The sequence below is a fragment of the Nocardia sp. NPDC051787 genome (assembly GCF_040681325.1).
In the GTDB taxonomy this organism is placed as follows: domain Bacteria; phylum Actinomycetota; class Actinomycetes; order Mycobacteriales; family Mycobacteriaceae; genus Nocardia.
Genome location: NZ_JBFAYO010000038.1, coordinates 51,790 through 68,015, shown reverse-complemented (window position 1 = coordinate 68,015; position 16,226 = coordinate 51,790). Strand labels below are relative to the sequence as shown.

Here is a 16,226-nt window from a genome sequence, read left to right as displayed (position 1 = left end):
ATCCGGATCACCCGTTTCACCAGCCCGAGCGCGGCCCGCAGGCGCTTGTTGTAGCCGGACTGCTGCGGCAGATACGGGAACATGCAGGCCAGATGCTTACGCGCGTACCGCAACCAGTGCGTTTCGGAGGTGAACCCCAACAGCGACTGAGCCACCGCCACGCACACCAGCTCCGAATCGGTCAACACCGGCGGACGGCCCGTCCAGCGGGAACCGGGCAACTCATCATCGATCTTCACGTACAGTGCGGTCAGGAGGGCGTCCAGATCATTGGTCACACACTGGTCATAGACGCCCTCCGTCCATGTCCGGGCATCACCGCGACTTCGGACTTACTCGTCTAGCCCGCACCATCCGCCGTCGGCCTGCGCGACATGTCAGATGTCCGACTTCGCGAGGCGCTGGGCCAGCAGTTCCTTTCCTAGGCGCCCGCCTTTACGGCTGTCGGCCTGCGCTTTGCGGAAGAACTCCACAAGCTCGCTGTCTCCGTCCCGTTCCGCGTCCTGGATGAACGTGTCCAAACGCAACGCGTTCTCCAGGGACGCCTCGACGAACCAGATCAGGTTGTAGTCCTTGTCGCGGGTGCCGGTGATGGTCCCGGTTTCTTTCTGCTCGGCCATATCCACTCCTCACCTCGTCGCCTTGCATGTCCGCTCGATCGCCTACCCCGGCTGAAGGCGACCAAACCGTCACCACCCCTTCATACTTGCGCTGTGCGGGAATCCCGCCACGCCTGCGAACGGCGGTGAGTCACGTTCGGCTGGCGCAGTAGGACGGTAAGTGAAGTTGAGTCCAGATTCAAGACTTGACGTAGATCACAATCTGAGTTTGAGTTCATGTTCAATCACCGAGGCTCATAAGAGTGGCGGTCGATCACCGACCAGGGCGAGCGCGCCACGGTGAAGCGCTGCATTCGGTGCGACGGGAGTACTGACCGAACCGACTGCGGCGGCGTCTACACGACGTCTCTCGAACGTGAGGTTCGAGGCAAAGAGAAGAAGGAAATAGATGAGGAAAACGATTGCAGCAGCGACGCTGCTCGTCTCGACGCTCGGCGTGACGGCCGGGACGGCGTCGGCCGCACCGGACCATGCCGGCGCGGTGGGGTACACGGTCTCGGTCGGAGATCGATCGACGGCGATCGGCGTCGACGCGGGCTCGCTTGTCGTCGAAGAAGGGGCGCTGAAGATCAAGGCGCCCAATGGCGTTGTCCTAGCCGGTTCGGAATTGTCTTTCCGGGTCGATGATTTCGTCTTCCCGATCGCAGCCGACATCCGCGACCGCACTGCTACGTTGACGCCGCAGTTCGACCTCGAGCACGCGGCCTACAAGCCGGTGGCGCTGCCCTACGAAGACCAGGCTCCCTGGAGGACCCAGTACGACCGGGAACAAGCCGCCTGGGCGCGCTTGTCCTCCACCATCCTCATGGGCGCGACGATCGGTACCGCCGTCGGTGGCATCGGCGGCGCGGCGGTCGGCTGCGTGCTGGGTGGCATCGCCGGGGCAACCGTCGCTTCCGCGGCGATTATCGGCTTGTTCGGAGCCTTCATTCCGGCAGCCGCCATCGGATGCCTGGGCGGAATCATGGCCGTCGGCCCCCTCGGGGCAGTGGCGGGCCAGCTTCTCATCACCGCTCCGGTCGCGATCATGGCGGCTGTCCAGTACTTCACGACAATCAACCAGCCGATGCCGTCTCCGGCGAAGTGATACCGAGTCGCATGTCATCGATTTCGTGAGGCGATTGCCCTGCCCAGCCGGGTTCGAACCCTGCCTGGGCAGGGCTTTGCATGCACAGCCAATCAACTTGAAGATGGATTCATCTTCGACTAACCTCGGTACGGTTGCGGACATGTTCCGGCATGTCGGGAGGTCGGCCGCGATCCGGTGGTCGCCGGGCGGGTCGGAGCCGGGTGCAGACCGATGGCGGGGTGTGCGACGATCACTCCGAGCATCCAGGGCAGACAGGGAGGGTGTGGATGGCCAGGACGGTCGACGACGAAGCGGCATTGGGGGAGATCCCCTCGCTGGTCGATACTTCCATCCTCCGGGAACCTCCGCTTACTGCCCGCGGTTTACGAACGCGGGCGGCGCTGGTAGCCGCGGCCCGAGTGGTGTTCGAACGCGACGGCTATCTCGACGCGCGGCTCTCGGATATCACTGCCGAGGCGAAATGCTCCACGGGCAGCTTCTATACGTATTTCTCCAGTAAGGAAGAGATTCTCCAGGCGGTTCTCGAAGCCTCCCAGCACGACATGCTGCATCCGGGGATGCCACGCCTGAGCGGCGACCAAGCATCTCCCGTGGCGGTCATCGAGGCGAGCAACCGCGCCTACTTCGAGGCGTACAAGCGCAACGCGAAGTTGATGCTGATCCTCGACCAAGTAGCCGCGATCGATCCGAAGTTTCGCGAATTGCGTCGGCGCCGCGCCCGTGCCTTCGCCGACCGCAACGCTCGCTCCATCAGGGATCTGCAGGAACGAGGCCTCGCCGACCGTCAACTCGATCCGCATACCGCGGCACGTGCACTGTCGGGCATGGTCGGCCGGATGGCGTACTACGCGTTCGCCCTGGAAGAGGAGACCTCGCTCGACGAGCTCGTTCGAACAGCTACGCGCCTATGGGTCAATGCGCTGAAAATCGACGAGGCCGCCGGCTGAGCGTGCGGGTAGGGACCGCAACGTCCGCGTGATGGCGTCGGTGATCCGAGTCGCCGCAGCTATCACCTGCCTCGATCGGATAGACGACGTGCTGTTGCGGTGGCGGCCGCGCTCGCGGAGTGGGCCATCCACAGCGATGTGACTCACGTCATAAGAATCGAATCGGCAGTGGCCTTGACCACCGAGCGAGCCATCCAGCATGGTGTCGAAGGCTAAATAAGCGCTTAGTAAGTTGCGCGGAGCGGCGGCCACGGCATGGCCATGGCGCTCGGGCGTCTCTCCTGAGTCGATTCAGCGCAGAAAGGACTCACCCATGAAGAGATTCGAAGGCAAAACAGCGATCGTCACCGGCGCCAGCCGGGGCATAGGGCTCGGCATCGCGCGGCGGCTGGTCGACGAGGGCGCGAACGTCGTGATCACCGCCCGCAAGCAAGAGGCCCTCGACGAAGCGGTCGAGGCGCTCGGCGGCCCGGAGCGGGCGATGGCGGTCGCAGGCCGCGCCGACGACGTCGCCCATCAGGCCAAGACCGTCGCGCGTGCGATCGATACCTTCGGCGGCGCCGACCTCCTGGTCAACAACACGGGTATCAACCCGGCTTTCGGCCCGATGATCGAGCTGGAACTCGATGCTGCTCGCAAGATCGTGGAGGTCAACTGCCTGGCCGCGCTGTCTTGGGCGCAGCAGGCGTACCGGGCCTGGATGAAGGACTACGGTGGCGCGATCGTGAACGTGTCGTCGGTCGCCGGTCTCAAGCCCGCACCTGGCATCGGCTTCTACGGTTCCAGCAAGGCGATGCTCACGCACATCACCCAGGAACTCGCGGTCGAACTCGGCCCGAACCTGCGGGTCAATGCCGTGGCCCCGGCGGTGGTGAAGACGAAGTTCGCCACCGCTCTGTACGAAGGCAGGGAGGACGAGATCGCCGCGACCTACCCACTGAAGCGGCTCGGGGTTCCCGAGGACATCGGCAGTGTGGTCGCGTTCCTGCTCTCCGACGACGCGAGCTGGCTCACCGGCCAGCTCCTGGTCGTGGACGGTGGCCTCACCCTGACCGGCGGGGTCTGACATGACATCGATGAAGGCATGGCGGGTACATGAGCTGGGCGAGCCGAGTGCCGTCCTGCGCCTGGAAGACGTGCAGCGGCCGGAACCCGGCCCGCGGCAAATCCTGGTACGGGTCGCGTCCACGGCCGCCAACTTTCCCGATGTGCTGATGTGCCGCGGTCTCTACCAGGTGAAGCCGCCCTTGCCGTTCACACCGGGTGTCGAGCTGTGCGGCGTAGTCGTGGCGGTGGGATCCGAGGTCACCGAAATCTCGATCGGCGAACGTGTGCTCGGCGGCACTGTTCTGCCACATGGCGGATTCGCCGAGTTCGCGATTATGGACGCGGCCCAAACATTTCCCGCGCCTCGATCGTTGAACGATGCCGAAGCGGCAGCGTTGTTTATCGGCTATCAGACCGGATGGTTCGGGTTGCATAGGCGAGCCGGGCTGAAAGCGGGGGAGACACTGCTGGTACACGCCGCCGCCGGCGGAGTCGGCAGCGCGGCCGTTCAACTCGGGAAGGCCGCGGGCGCCCGCGTGATCGGTGTCGTCGGTGGAGCCGAGAAAGCCTCCTATGCCCGGGAATTGGGCGCCGACGTGGTTATCGACCGCCACCGGGACGACTTCGTCGAAGTAGTGAAGGATCTGACGGACGGCCGCGGCGCCGACGTGATCTACGACCCGGTGGGCGGTGACGTCTATCAGCGCTCCACGAAATGCATCGCCTTCGAAGGCCGGATATTGGTCGTCGGATTCGCGGGCGGCGAAATTCAGCGGGCCGCGCTGAACCACGCCCTGGTCAAGAACTATTCGATCGTCGGCCTGCATTGGGGCCTGTACAACACCTACGACCCCGCTTCGGTGTCCGAATGCCATCGCGCACTGACCACGCTCGCCGACGATGGACTGATTCGGCCATGGGTGAGCGAACGACTGCCGCTGGACCAGATCGCCGACGGAGTGCAGCGACTCGCCGACGGCAAGACCGTCGGCCGCGTCGTCTACGCGTCGTGAGCCTGCTTCTACCTGAAACACCCTCGTCGAGGAGCACAAGATGAACAATGAGACCCAGCGCATCGCCATCGTCACCGGCGCGGCACGAGGCATCGGAGCCGCCGTAGCGCGGCGCCTCGCGCACGACGGCATGGCAGTGGCGGTACTCGATCTCGACGAAAGCGCCTGTAAGACAACCGTCGACCAGATCGAATCGGCGGGTGGACGCGCGCTCGCGGTCGGTGTCGACGTTGCGGACGAAACCGCGGTGACACAGGCCGTCGACCGTGTCGTCACCGAACTCGGTCCGCCGACCGTGCTGGTCAACAACGCCGGGATCACCCGCGACAACCTGCTGTTCAAGATGACCACCGAAGAGTGGGACGCCGTCATGAACGTCCACCTGCGCGGTTCGTTCCTCCTCTCCCGCGCCACGCAAACGCACATGATCGACCAGAAGTGGGGGCGCATCGTCAACCTCTCCAGCACATCGGCGCTCGGCAACCGCGGTCAAGCGAACTACGCGGCGGCCAAGGCGGGATTGCAGGGATTCACCAAGACCCTCGCGATCGAACTCGGCAAGTACGGGGTCACCGCGAACGCGATCGCCCCGGGTTTCATCGAAACGGAGATGACCGCTGCGACCGCCGAGCGTATGGGAATCCCCTTCGACGACTTCACGAAAGCGATCGCTGCTCAGACTCCGGTCGCCCGAACCGGCACCCCTGACGACATCGCACACGCCGTCTCGTTCTTGGTCAGCGAAGGCGCGGGATTCGTTTCCGGCCAAGTGATCTACGTCGCGGGCGGACCCCGGAACTGATACCGAAGGAGAAGAAGCAGTGCAGATATTCCAGGGCCTGACCGAACTGGAGTCCGCGGTCGGTACCCACCTCGGATTCAGCGGCTGGCACACGGTCACACAAGAGCAGATCGATCGGTTCGCGGAAGCGACCGGCGATCACCAGTGGATCCACGTTGACCCGGAGAAGGCCGCCGCGGGACCGTTCGGCAAGACCGTCGCGCACGGGTTCCTCACGCTGTCGCTGGTGCCGATGCTGACCCAGCAGGTCTACACCGTGCAGGGCCTGTCCATGGGCGTCAACTATGGCACCGACAAAGTGCGGTTCCCCGCGCCGGTCCCGGTCGGATCCCGGATCCGGGCAGGAGTCGAGTTGCTCTCGGTAACCGCGGGTCCCTCGGGCTGGCGGGCGATTTCGCGAGTGACGATCGAGGTCGAAGGCTCGGACAAGCCCGCCTGCGTAGCCGACTCCGTCGCGGTACTGGTCCCGTGATGCCCACTGAGCAAGACCCCTCGGATCTACCCGGTCTCGACCTGGACCGTCTGGCAGCATGGCTCGCCGACGCCGCCCCGGGCCTGATCACGGGCCCGTTGCACGGACATCTGGTCGCCGGAGGCAAATCGAATCTGACCTACGAGGTCACCGACGGGACATCGAACTGGATCGTGCGGCGTCCGCCGCTCGGCCACGTGCTCGCGACCGCGCACGACATGGGGCGGGAATACCGCGTCATGAACGCGCTGGCTGACACCGAGGTTCCGGTGCCGATCACGTACGCCTTGTGCACGGACGCCGCCGTTATCGGTGCGCCGTTCTACGTCATGGAACACGTCGCCGGAACGCCGTACCGCTCGTCGGCCGAACTGGCGGCACTGGGCGTGGACCGGACCCGCGCGATCGCGACCGGACTGATCGACACCCTCGCCGCTCTCCACACGGTCGACCCCGCCGCCGTCGGACTCGACGATTTCGGCCGCCCGGAGGGGTTCCTCGAAAGGCAGGTCCGGCGTTGGAAGAATCAGTTGGACGCGTCGCGCAGCCGAGACCTTCCCGCGGCGGCGGGATTGCATGATCTGCTCGCGCGGCATCAGCCGGAGCAATCGCCCGCCGGGATCGTGCACGGCGATTACCGGCTCGACAATATTCTCGTCGACTCGCGCGACCGAGTGACTGCTGTCATCGACTGGGAAATGGCTACTCTCGGCGATCCACTCACCGATGTCGCGTTGCTCATCGTCTACCTGCGTTCCGGCGAGCTGGGCATTCCCGTGGTCACCGATGTTGCGTCGGCACCGGGATTCCTCGGTGAAGCCGAGTTGCTGGAGCGGTACGCACAGCGAAGCCGCCGCGACCTGACTCGAATCGGGTTCTATCTCGGGCTTGCCGCCTTCAAGCTCGCCGTGATCTGTGAAGGTATCCACTACCGCCATCTCCACGGCAAGACCGTTGGCCCCGGTTTCGAGAACCTGGGAGACGCGGTCGAACCGCTTCTCCAGGCCGGAATCGCGTATATGGCGGAGGGCTGACAACCGACGCGGGTCCTCGAAGATGGCACTGGATTCGATGCGCCTCGGTACCGAGAATTGAAGTTGACGCCGGATTCAATTACGGTGCGAGTTGGATCCCGTGCCGGCTAGAACAAGAGGAGGACTCGGATGGTCGACGTCGCCTGTCCGACGAAGTGCCGTACAGGCACTTCGACCCCATCGAGGCAGCGGTGATCAGCGGCGAACCTGCCCGCGCGGAGGTCGCCGCAGTGATGCCCCAGGTCGCCGGAGCGGTACCGGAACCGGACAGCGCAGAGATCCGCGACGTCATCTCCGCAGAAGTGCGGAACCATCATCGATCGAAGGAGCCCGATGTTCGAGCTTTCCGATAGAGCCCGCAAATACCAAGAGGATCTGCTCGGCTTCATGGACGAGCATGTCTACCCCGCCGAGCCGGTCTATGAAGCGCAGATGAAGGAGTCGGGTGATCCCCATTTCCACCCGCCGATCCTGGAGGAGCTCAAGACCGAGGCGAGGAAGCGCGGTCTGTGGAATCTGTTTCACCCGCATCCGGAATGGGGGCCCGGCCTGACCAACCTGGAGTACGCGCCGCTGGCCGAAATCATGGGCCACAGTGCGCACCTGGCTCCCGAAGCCACCAACTGCAACGCCCCGGACACCGGCAACATGGAAGTGCTCACTCTGTTCGGCACTGCCGAGCACAAGGAGACGTGGCTTCAGCCGCTGCTGGACGGCACGATCGCGTCGGCGTTCGCGATGACCGAGCCGGAAGTCGCCAGCTCCGACGCCACCAATATTCAGCTGCGGATGGAGCGGGACGGGGACGAATACGTCCTCAACGGCCGGAAATGGTGGACTTCCAACGCCCTGCACAAGAACTGCAAGGTGCTCATCGTGATGGGCAAGACCGATCCCGCGGCGCCACCGCATCGCCAGCAGAGCATGATGGTCGTCCCGATCGATACGCCGGGGGTTACCGTCCTGCGCAACCTTGCGGTCTTCGGCTACCAGGACAGGGAAGGGCACGCCGAGGTCGTGTTCGAGAATGTCCAGGTGCCGCGAACGGCACTGCTGGCCGGCGAGGGTGACGGGTTCATGATCAGCCAGGCACGACTGGGGCCGGGCCGGATCCACCACTGCATGCGGTCGATCGGAATGGCCGAACGCGCGCTGGATCTGATGATCGATCGCGCGCAGGCGCGCACGACTTTCGGTGAGCCGGTGGCCAACCGCGCCAATATCCAGGACTGGATCGCCGAGTCACGTATCGAGATCGAAATGGCCCGCCTGCTGACCCTGAAGGCGGCATATCTGATGGACACCGTGGGCAATCGCCACGCGCGCACGGAGATTGCCGCGATCAAGGTGGCGGCGCCACAGGTCGCCCTGAAGGTGATCGACCGGGCGATACAGGTGCACGGCGGCGGTGGCGTTTCCGACGACTTCCCCTTGGCCAACATGTACGCCCACCAACGGACTTTGCGTCTGGCCGACGGTCCCGACGAGGTCCACAAGCGCACGATCGCGCAGATGGAATTGCGACGCCGGGACCCCGCATGGGGCCGCAGCGCGTGACCACCGGCAACGAGAGGAAACACGTGACCAAGACCCAACAGGTGCGGCTTGCAAAGAGGCCCTCCGGGAAAATCGAGGCGGATACCTGGAGTCTGACCACCGAGGAGCTGCCCGCCATCACCGCCGGTCAGATTCTGGTGAAGGTCGACTACATCTCGCTGGACCCGGCCATGCGTGGCTGGTTGAACGATGTGCGTTCGTATGTGCCGCCGGTGGGCATCGGAGAGGTCATGCGGTCACTGGACATCGCGACCGTCGTCGAGTCCGCGCATCCGGACTTCGCGGTCGGCGATGCCGTGAGCGGCACGTTCGGGGTGACCGAATACGCGATCAGTGACGGCCGGAATGTGCAGCGGGTCGACCTCGGCGTCGCAGCGGGGCCGACCTGGCTCGGCACACTCGGAATGCCAGGAATGACAGCGTATTTCGGTCTGCTCGAGGTGGGCAAGTTACGCGCCGGTGAGACGGTCGTGGTGTCCGCGGCGGCCGGGGCGGTCGGCAGCGTCGCCGGACAGATAGCGAAGGCCAAGGGCGCGACGGTCATCGGCATTGCGGGTGGCGAGGACAAATGCCGTGTGCTGACCGACGAGCTCGGGTTCGACGCGGCGATCGACTACCGCAACGAGGACGTCCTGCGACGGCTGCGCGAAGTCGCTCCCGACGGGATCGATGTGTACTTCGACAACGTCGGCGGGGACATCCTCGATGCCGCGCTCGCCAATCTCCGCCGCGGCGCCCGGGTAGTGATCTGCGGTGCGATATCGGCGTACAACGCGGAGCAACTGCCGCCGGGGCCTTCCCGGTACATGTCCCTGCTGGTCTTCCGGGCATCGATGACGGGGTTCGTGGTGTTCGACTACGCCGATCGCTACGGTGAGGCGATCAGCGAGATTTCCGAGTGGCTGGCCGACGGCCGCGTGAAGAGCAGGGAGCACATCGTCGAGGGCGGGATCACGCGATTCGCCGATACGCTCGACATGCTGTTCACCGGAGCGAATACAGGCAAGCTCGTACTCGCTCTGTGACGAGACTGCCCACGGACCTACCGTCGGGCGAGTAGCTCCACAACTGCTCACTCGTTCTGATGACATCGCGGTGCGGAATGACGGCGAGGGCTGTCTTCTGTGCCGCGATGTTGTTTGGCGCAGGGGGATGGGGATCCTCGGCGAGAACAAGTAGAGGTAGCCGGGGATCCGAGCCGATCGATGCCGCGAACGCCTCGAAGAAGCTGGCGGTAAGGACCCGCCTGAGTTGACGAGGAACGCGACCGGGTCGGTGACGTGGAGCAGCATGCGGTTCGCTTCCCGCCTGACCCATGTGAACGGCAGCGCGGTGGCTGGGGGATTTCTAAGGCGAAGTCGCTTCACTCGGACGGCGTGCGCCGACTATGCGCAGCGCGAGGTCCGCGTAGAAGTTCGCAATGTCCTCGGGGGACCAGGAGCCGTCCTCGTGATACCAGCGAGCGATGTCGATGCCGAGCGACAAAAGCGCGGTAGCGGCCATATGCGCATCCGCTGTATTGAAGACGCCGGTCTCGGTGCCACGCGCGATCAAGGTGCGGAGCTCGCCGTGGATGTCGCGGCGTAGCTCCTTGATCTCCTGCTGATGCGGCGCGTCGAGAGCGGCGATCTCGTAGTTCACCACGCGGGCGACGACATGCGCCTTGGCGTGGTGTTCAGCGAAGTCGTGCATGACCGCGATCAATTGACCGATCGGGTCCTCGGCCGAACCGACGGCGGCACGCATGAGATCCAGCGTGGCCTGGTGACCGGTCTTGGAGATCTGATAGAGCAGTTCTTCCTTGGAACGGTGGTGCACGTAGATGGCCGCCGTGCTCAAACCTGCGATAGAAGTGATATCGCGCGTTGTCGACCCGTGGAAGCCTCGTTGCGCGAAAGCAGTCGCGGCAGCCTCGAGTAGTCGAGCACGGGTTTCGTCCGCGCGTGGGCGGTCCTCGGCATCGGTCACCCGCATAGTCTCTCACCTGCGCATGCGGCGTTCGGTGGGCGCGGCGCCTGTGCACCTGGCCGCAACACCGGCAAAGTGGGGAGCCGGCGATGCCTCGAGACATCGCCGGCTCATTCGAGATCGGTCAGGATTGGACGGATACGGAGGCATGCCCGTCGGTCGTCGCGGGCTGCTCGCGTGCCACGGTTTCCGGCAGTACCCAGGCGCTGCCGAGCGTGCACAGCGCCATGATCAAAAGGAAAGCGGAGACCGCTGCCGTTGATCCGGTAGCCGCCAGCAGCGCGGTCATGAGGAACGGGGTGCCGCCACTGACCAGGATCGCGGCCAACTGGTAGGCCAACGTGATACCCGAGTAGCGGATTCGGGGCTCGAACAGTTCGGTGAGGTATGCCGCGAGCGGGCCGTACACCAGCCCGGAGGCGATGCCGCTGCCAACCGTAGTCGCGATCAGGATCGCGACGAGCGAGCCGGTGTCCACCAGCCAGAAGAAGGGGAATGCCCACAGCGCCATGATCGCCGCGCCGGTGAGCATCACGGGGCGGCGGCCCACGCGGTCGGACAGCGAGCCGGCGAGATAGATGACAGGCACGCCGATAGCGGAGGCCGCCAGGGAGACCGCCAATACGCTATTGCGCGCCAGTCCGAGTTCCCGGACGCCATAGTCGAGCACACCGGCGATGCTGATGTAGAAAATGGCGTTGGTCCCGAACAGCAGACCGGCACCGAGCAGAACCTGCTTGGAGTGCTTGCGAAGGACTTCGAGAATCGGGGCCTGGGCGATTGTGGTGGAGGCTTTGTCGGCACGGGCTTGGAGTCGGCGGAACTCAGGCGAGTCCTCGATGCGGAGTTGGATGAAGAGCACCACAAGGAACAGCACGGCGCTGGCCAGGAAAGGGATGCGCCAACCCCAAGTCAGGAAGTCGGACTTGTCGACGAGTGCGCCGACCAGGAGAAACGCGCCCGTGCCCAGCAGCAGGCCGACGGGAACGCCCATCTGACCGAAGGTCCCCGCCTGACCTTTGCGGTCTGGCTTGGTGGTCTCGGTGAGCAGAAGGGTGACGCCGCCCCACTGACCGCCCACCGCGATGCCCTGCAGGAACCGCAGCACAACGAGCAGAATCGGCGCGGTCATCCCGAGCGACGCTGCCGTTGGCAGCATGCCGATCGCGCAGGTGGATGCCGCTACGAGGATCAAGCAGGAGACCAATGCGGGCTTGCGGCCGAAAGTGTCGCCGACGTGCCCGAACACCAGTCCGCCCAGCGGCCGGGCGATGAAACCCGCCCAGAATGTGCTGAAGGACAGCAACGTACCCATCAATGGCGAGGAATGGGGAAAGAACAGCTTGCCGAACACCAGGGCAGCAGCCGTTCCGTAGATGAAGAAGTCGTACCATTCGATCGAACTTCCCACCAGGGCAGCGGCCATGAGGCGCCGTAATTTCTTCTGATCCGGTGTGCCGGAATCCGTGTTCGGAGTCATACCTATCTCCAAGTCGAGAGCGAAGCCGATGTGACGCTGGTCACGATCGTGGGCGGCACGTTACTTGAAGGTGACTTCGAATTCAACTGCTCGCCGGTATCAGGGTGAACTACCCCCGGATAGAGCGGTTTGTTCGCTGGTGCCATCAAGATCGACAATTTGCCCTGGTAACGCTCGCCTGCTCAACCACGACGTCCTGGGTGGCACATGGCTTCGTCGGGGGGCCTGTCCGTCTGCTAATTGGTGATGGAATGGGGATCAGGACGTGGCTTTCCGCGAATTCTTCGCGCGACATCGAATCGCTTCGGCTGTTGTCGCGCCAGCAGTGTTGGGGATGACGGCGGTCGTCGCCGCCTCATGGGCACTGACATCGGCACCGCACTCTGAAGACACGCAACTCAAGGCCTCCGTCACGGAGTGCCACGACATGGTGACCATCTCGGTGGCCGGTCGCGGCGACACTCCGGTCGAGGGGACCACGAAGATGCTTGTCGATGCCAACGGCGAAGCATTGCCCGCCGCGCTGTCGGGTGACCACAGCAGCGAGTGGGTCGATCCGGTCGTCAACGCGCCGGCCGACGCGGTCGATCCGGGCTCGTATGCCGCTGTCTACATCGCGTACCCGGCGAACATGGCCAGCTACGAAGACGCCGTCACCGCCGGTGTCGCGAATACCGAACAGGTGATGCGGGAGATCTCCCAGGCCTGCCCCGACACCAAGTTCTCGATCGTCGGATACAGCGAGGGTGCCGACGTCGTCCGGCGCGTCGCGATGAAGATCGGACATCAGGAAGCCGGCCAGGACGGTGAATACGGGATCGTGGATCCGGCCGATGTCGTCGGTGTCGTTATCCTCGCCGATTCGGGTCGATCGGCGGGAGACGGGCCGTTCCCCGGCGCGAAGGACCCGTTCGGCAGTCCCGACGGCTTCGATCAGCAATACCAGAACGGCGCGAAGCCCGTACCGGGTCAGGGTGCGCTCCCGGGGACCAGCGGTGACTTCGGTGCGCTGAACGGCAAGATCGCGTCGTTCTGCTCCGACGGCGATCTCACCTGCGCGGCACCGGAGAATATTTCCCTGCTGCAGTTGGTGGTCAACGTGGGACGGCAGCTGAACGTCGACGCACTCGAAAAAGACGGGCTCACCCCGGCGACCGGGCAGGACGTCGCTGTTGTCCTCAGCCGTATCGCCCTCGCGGCGTTCGCGGACATCCAGTCGCAGCCGAACTGGATGCAAAGCGACGAGACGTTTCTCCAGGTACTGCTGAGGGTGTCGGATCCGGCATACAAGCCGGGTGAGCCGCCGAAAGCTCCGGCGAAGGCGGAGTCGATCGCGACCAACGAGATGTCGCCGCTGGCCTACCTACCGCAGAAGGTGCTGAACGAGATCATCGGTCTGATCCTGACGAACCAGAACACGATCCCCGTGATCATGAGCGACCCCTACCAGCTCACGCTGGGCCCGAACCACACCGGTCACCACTTCGACTACTGGCGGGACGCCGATCCCGCCGATGGCAAGCCGCTGACCTCCGCCGAGTATGCGGCGGCCTGGCTGACCCACTTGGCGCAGCGGGCGCAGGCGGGTGAGCCCGTCGACACGACAGCCAAGCCGGAAGCGGCGGACCTCGCCGCCGCGTACAAGGCGGCGGCGACCTCCTCGGCAGCGCCGACAAGTCAACCGACCAAGAACGCGACCGTGGCGCCGACCACCAGCGCTGCCCCCACGAAGGCCGACGTCAGCAGCGCGCCGGCCAGCCCGGCCCCGACGACGCCGGCGCCGTCGTCCCAGACACCGAGCACGACGGTCACAGCGCCGGTGGCAAGCTCACCGGCTTCCTCGTCGGTCGCGCCGCCCACGACGACCACGGAGCCGACCACCACGACAACGGAATCTGCGGCGCCGACCACCACGAGTGCCACCCAGAGGGCAACGAATTAACCGCCGGATCCATCGGATCGCGAGCGTAGCCGTGCGGCGCCGCTCGCGATCCGCGGCTGGCGAGAGTCTCTCCCACCACAAATAGCGCGGACGCGCGTCGGCAGCGCCTAGCGGGTCGAGTTGTATGTGGACCGGTTCCGGTGGAATTCGGGGTTGCATCCGGTATCCGGGTACAGGCTTACCGTGGCGTCATGACGATCAATCTTGGTTCTGATGACTGGGCGCCGGACGCGTGCACCCTGCCGGTCGCCGAGCGCCCGTTGCGGGTCGCGGAGTTCGATCGGTTCTTCGCCACGTCCGTCCGGCGCAGCGTGCGGCCGGAGCCGACTCGTCTGGAGTTGCTGCTGGCCGATGGCACCGAGGCGGCGGGCCGGGATCTGGCGGCCCTGGAGTCGAGCTGCTGCTCGTTCTTCTTCGCGTTCGGCTTCGATGCCGGCGAGTCCGGGACACTGATGCGCATCACGGTTCCCACCGAACATGTCGATGTGCTGGATGCACTCGAGGCGCGGGTGGATGCCGCACTCGATGCCGGGGTCGGTGAAGACGATGTTGCGCACCGGTGAGCTCGCCGCGGCGGCTGGGGTGAACCCGCAAACGTTGCGCTATTACGAGCGGCGTGGGCTGCTGGCCGAGCCGGGCCGGTCGTTGGGCGGGCATCGACTGTACCCGGAGCGCGCGGTGACGGTGCTGCGCGTGATCAAGGCCGCTCAGCGGTTGGGATTCACTCTCGAGGAGGTCGCCGAACTGCTCGGGGCCAGCCCGTTGGGCCGGCGCGGCGCGGATCAGGGGTTGCAGGCCCGCGCCAGCGCCAAGCTGGCCGGGATCGACGCCAAGGTCGCCGAGCTCACCGCGGTGCGTGACACGCTACGTGCCGCGCTGGAGGCCGGGTGCGACGATTTGACGGTGTGCAGCGAAAACCGGGGTTGCCCAGTTCCATTCGATTCCGATACCAACTCCGATCGGGTACGACGGACGTCGTCGTGACTGCCGAAGACCGCCCGGTGCGGCGCCGGTGGGCGCCGATCGGGATCGGGACGCTGATCTGCGTAGGCTGCTGCCTGGCCCCGATTCTGGTAGCGACCGGGCCGGCCGGCGGCGGGGCCGCATTGGTCAGCTCGGCGCGAATTGTTGCTGGAACCAGCTGAGGATCTCGGGCAGGGCGACCCGAGCCGTGCCCGAGTGGTCCACGTCGCCCAGGTTGTGCAGTGTGACGTTATTGCTGCGCAGGGCCAGGAGGCAGTGTTCGGCGTTGGTGTAGGGAACGGCGTGGTCACCGGTGGCGGCGTAGAGGTGGACGGGCACGTGGGGAGTCCAGTCACAGGTGCCATCGCTGTCGGCGAGCGCCCTCGCGGCAGCGCCGGTCGGGTCGGCCGCCCACTCGAGAAAGCGAGGAGTCAGCAGTCGCAGCGGGGTGATCGCCAACGAGGTCACGATCGTGATCTCGTTCTTGGTGCCGTCGAAGAGCTGCTCGACCCGGTCGGCGTAGGGCTGGTGGAAGGCCTCGACCGGATTGTCGTAGAGGTGGTGGATCCGATTCATCGATGTGATCCAGTAGGCGAGGAACAGGACCGCGGCGCCCGGGGTGACGCGCCCGTCGAGTGCGGCGGGGGTCTGAACGTGCCGCAGGTCGTATGGACCGCTGACCGGCGCCAGTGCGGCGATCCCGAAGCTCGGGACCGCGCCGGCCTGGAGCGCCTTGCCCAGCGCCATCGCGGCGTGACCGCCCTGCGAGAAGCCGGTCACCAGCACGTTCGGGTCCAGCTCGCGACGGTGCCGCGCGGCCAGTGCGGCAGCGGCGCCTAACAGGTCGGCGGAGGCACTGACTTCGGACGGCGCGTGGGTGTAGGGATGCCATCCTGGTCCGTTGCCGAGTCCCAAGTAGTCCGGTGCGACCGCCGCGTAGCCCGCGGCCGCGAACATCACCGTACGCAGCCGGTCGGGCAGGTTGCGGGTATCGACGGACGGTGCGTCGCTCTTCAGCACCATGGTCCCGTGCTCGTAGGTGACCACCCGCAATCGACGAGAATCGCTCCGGGGCAGCACCACCAACCCGCTGGCAGTGGTCGGGTCGCCTTGCGGCGTGATCGTTCGGTACTCGACGCGAAACGCGTCGACACCGTTACGGACCGGAGTATTGATTCCGCCGTCGTTCAACAGCGCCGCAGTTCGTTCGGCCGGCAGACTGAGCAGGGGAGTGGTCGACACTATCTCGCCCCGGTCCTGCGGCGGCATACGCTCGGGGCTCCCGCATCCG

At 65.3% G+C, this 16,226-nt stretch carries 16 protein-coding genes and 1 pseudogene; 12 read left to right on the top strand and 5 right to left on the bottom strand.

Annotated elements, in window-relative coordinates:
• Positions 1-278 (bottom strand): annotated as a pseudogene (locus AB0M45_RS30025) (IS982 family transposase); the annotation flags it as partial.
• 99 nt (positions 279-377) lie between these two features.
• Entirely contained in the window at positions 378-620 is a 243-nt protein-coding gene (locus tag AB0M45_RS30020; RefSeq protein ID WP_364336113.1) for a hypothetical protein, read from the bottom strand.
• Positions 621-1,008: 388 nt separating this feature from the next.
• On the opposite strand from AB0M45_RS30020, the gene AB0M45_RS30015 reads away from it, so the two are divergent.
• The 9 genes from AB0M45_RS30015 (at position 1,009) to AB0M45_RS29975 (ending at position 9,607) form a co-directional block, all read left to right on the top strand.
• Positions 1,009-1,707 carry a hypothetical protein gene (locus tag AB0M45_RS30015; protein ID WP_364336111.1) on the top strand — a complete coding sequence of 233 codons (699 nt, stop codon included), beginning with the start codon at positions 1,009-1,011 and terminating at the stop codon, positions 1,705-1,707.
• 269 nt (positions 1,708-1,976) lie between these two features.
• On the top strand, positions 1,977-2,657 hold the full coding sequence (locus tag AB0M45_RS30010; protein WP_364336109.1) for a TetR/AcrR family transcriptional regulator: 681 nt from the start codon (positions 1,977-1,979) through the stop codon (positions 2,655-2,657).
• A 313-nt stretch (positions 2,658-2,970) separates the two neighbouring features.
• Positions 2,971-3,723 carry an SDR family oxidoreductase gene (locus AB0M45_RS30005; protein ID WP_364336107.1) on the top strand — a complete coding sequence of 251 codons (753 nt, stop codon included), beginning with the start codon at positions 2,971-2,973 and terminating at the stop codon, positions 3,721-3,723.
• Positions 3,724-3,733: 10 nt separating this feature from the next.
• A complete protein-coding gene (locus AB0M45_RS30000; protein WP_364336121.1) occupies positions 3,734-4,717 on the top strand; it encodes an NADPH:quinone oxidoreductase family protein in 984 nt (327 codons plus the stop codon).
• A gap of 40 nt (positions 4,718-4,757) precedes the next feature.
• A complete protein-coding gene (gene fabG / locus AB0M45_RS29995) occupies positions 4,758-5,519 on the top strand; it encodes a 3-oxoacyl-ACP reductase FabG (protein ID WP_364336105.1) in 762 nt (253 codons plus the stop codon).
• Between the two features lie 19 nt (positions 5,520-5,538).
• Entirely contained in the window at positions 5,539-5,991 is a 453-nt protein-coding gene (locus AB0M45_RS29990) for a MaoC family dehydratase (RefSeq protein ID WP_364336103.1), read from the top strand.
• Positions 5,991-7,025, top strand: coding sequence for a phosphotransferase family protein (locus tag AB0M45_RS29985; RefSeq protein ID WP_364336101.1), 1,035 nt, complete (start codon positions 5,991-5,993; stop codon positions 7,023-7,025). Before AB0M45_RS29990 ends, AB0M45_RS29985 begins: the two co-directional genes overlap by 1 nt.
• A gap of 333 nt (positions 7,026-7,358) precedes the next feature.
• Positions 7,359-8,582, top strand: coding sequence for an acyl-CoA dehydrogenase family protein (locus tag AB0M45_RS29980; RefSeq protein WP_364336099.1), 1,224 nt, complete (start codon positions 7,359-7,361; stop codon positions 8,580-8,582).
• 23 nt (positions 8,583-8,605) lie between these two features.
• Positions 8,606-9,607, top strand: coding sequence for an NADP-dependent oxidoreductase (locus tag AB0M45_RS29975; RefSeq protein ID WP_364336097.1), 1,002 nt, complete (start codon positions 8,606-8,608; stop codon positions 9,605-9,607).
• A 322-nt stretch (positions 9,608-9,929) separates the two neighbouring features.
• Here the strand turns inward: AB0M45_RS29975 and AB0M45_RS29970 are convergent, their stop codons facing one another.
• Positions 9,930-10,556 carry a TetR/AcrR family transcriptional regulator gene (locus tag AB0M45_RS29970; protein ID WP_364336094.1) on the bottom strand — a complete coding sequence of 209 codons (627 nt, stop codon included), beginning with the start codon at positions 10,554-10,556 and terminating at the stop codon, positions 9,930-9,932.
• A gap of 118 nt (positions 10,557-10,674) precedes the next feature.
• Complete coding sequence (locus tag AB0M45_RS29965; RefSeq protein ID WP_364336092.1) at positions 10,675-12,030, bottom strand: MFS transporter; 1,356 nt, start codon at positions 12,028-12,030, stop codon at positions 10,675-10,677.
• A gap of 265 nt (positions 12,031-12,295) precedes the next feature.
• Between AB0M45_RS29965 and AB0M45_RS29960 the strand changes: the two genes are divergently transcribed.
• The 3 genes from AB0M45_RS29960 (at position 12,296) to AB0M45_RS29950 (ending at position 14,956) form a co-directional block, all read left to right on the top strand.
• On the top strand, positions 12,296-13,972 hold the full coding sequence (locus tag AB0M45_RS29960) for a cutinase family protein (protein ID WP_364336090.1): 1,677 nt from the start codon (positions 12,296-12,298) through the stop codon (positions 13,970-13,972).
• Between the two features lie 191 nt (positions 13,973-14,163).
• Positions 14,164-14,535: a hypothetical protein gene (locus AB0M45_RS29955; RefSeq protein ID WP_364336088.1), complete on the top strand. Its 372-nt coding sequence runs from the start codon at positions 14,164-14,166 to the stop codon at positions 14,533-14,535.
• Positions 14,519-14,956, top strand: a complete 438-nt coding sequence (locus AB0M45_RS29950; protein ID WP_364336119.1) for a MerR family transcriptional regulator — start codon at positions 14,519-14,521, stop codon at positions 14,954-14,956. The genes AB0M45_RS29955 and AB0M45_RS29950 overlap by 17 nt, the downstream gene beginning before the upstream one ends.
• A gap of 126 nt (positions 14,957-15,082) precedes the next feature.
• Here the strand turns inward: AB0M45_RS29950 and AB0M45_RS29945 are convergent, their stop codons facing one another.
• Positions 15,083-16,177 carry a lipase family protein gene (locus tag AB0M45_RS29945; RefSeq protein ID WP_364336086.1) on the bottom strand — a complete coding sequence of 365 codons (1,095 nt, stop codon included), beginning with the start codon at positions 16,175-16,177 and terminating at the stop codon, positions 15,083-15,085.
• Positions 16,178-16,226 lie beyond the last annotated feature (49 nt).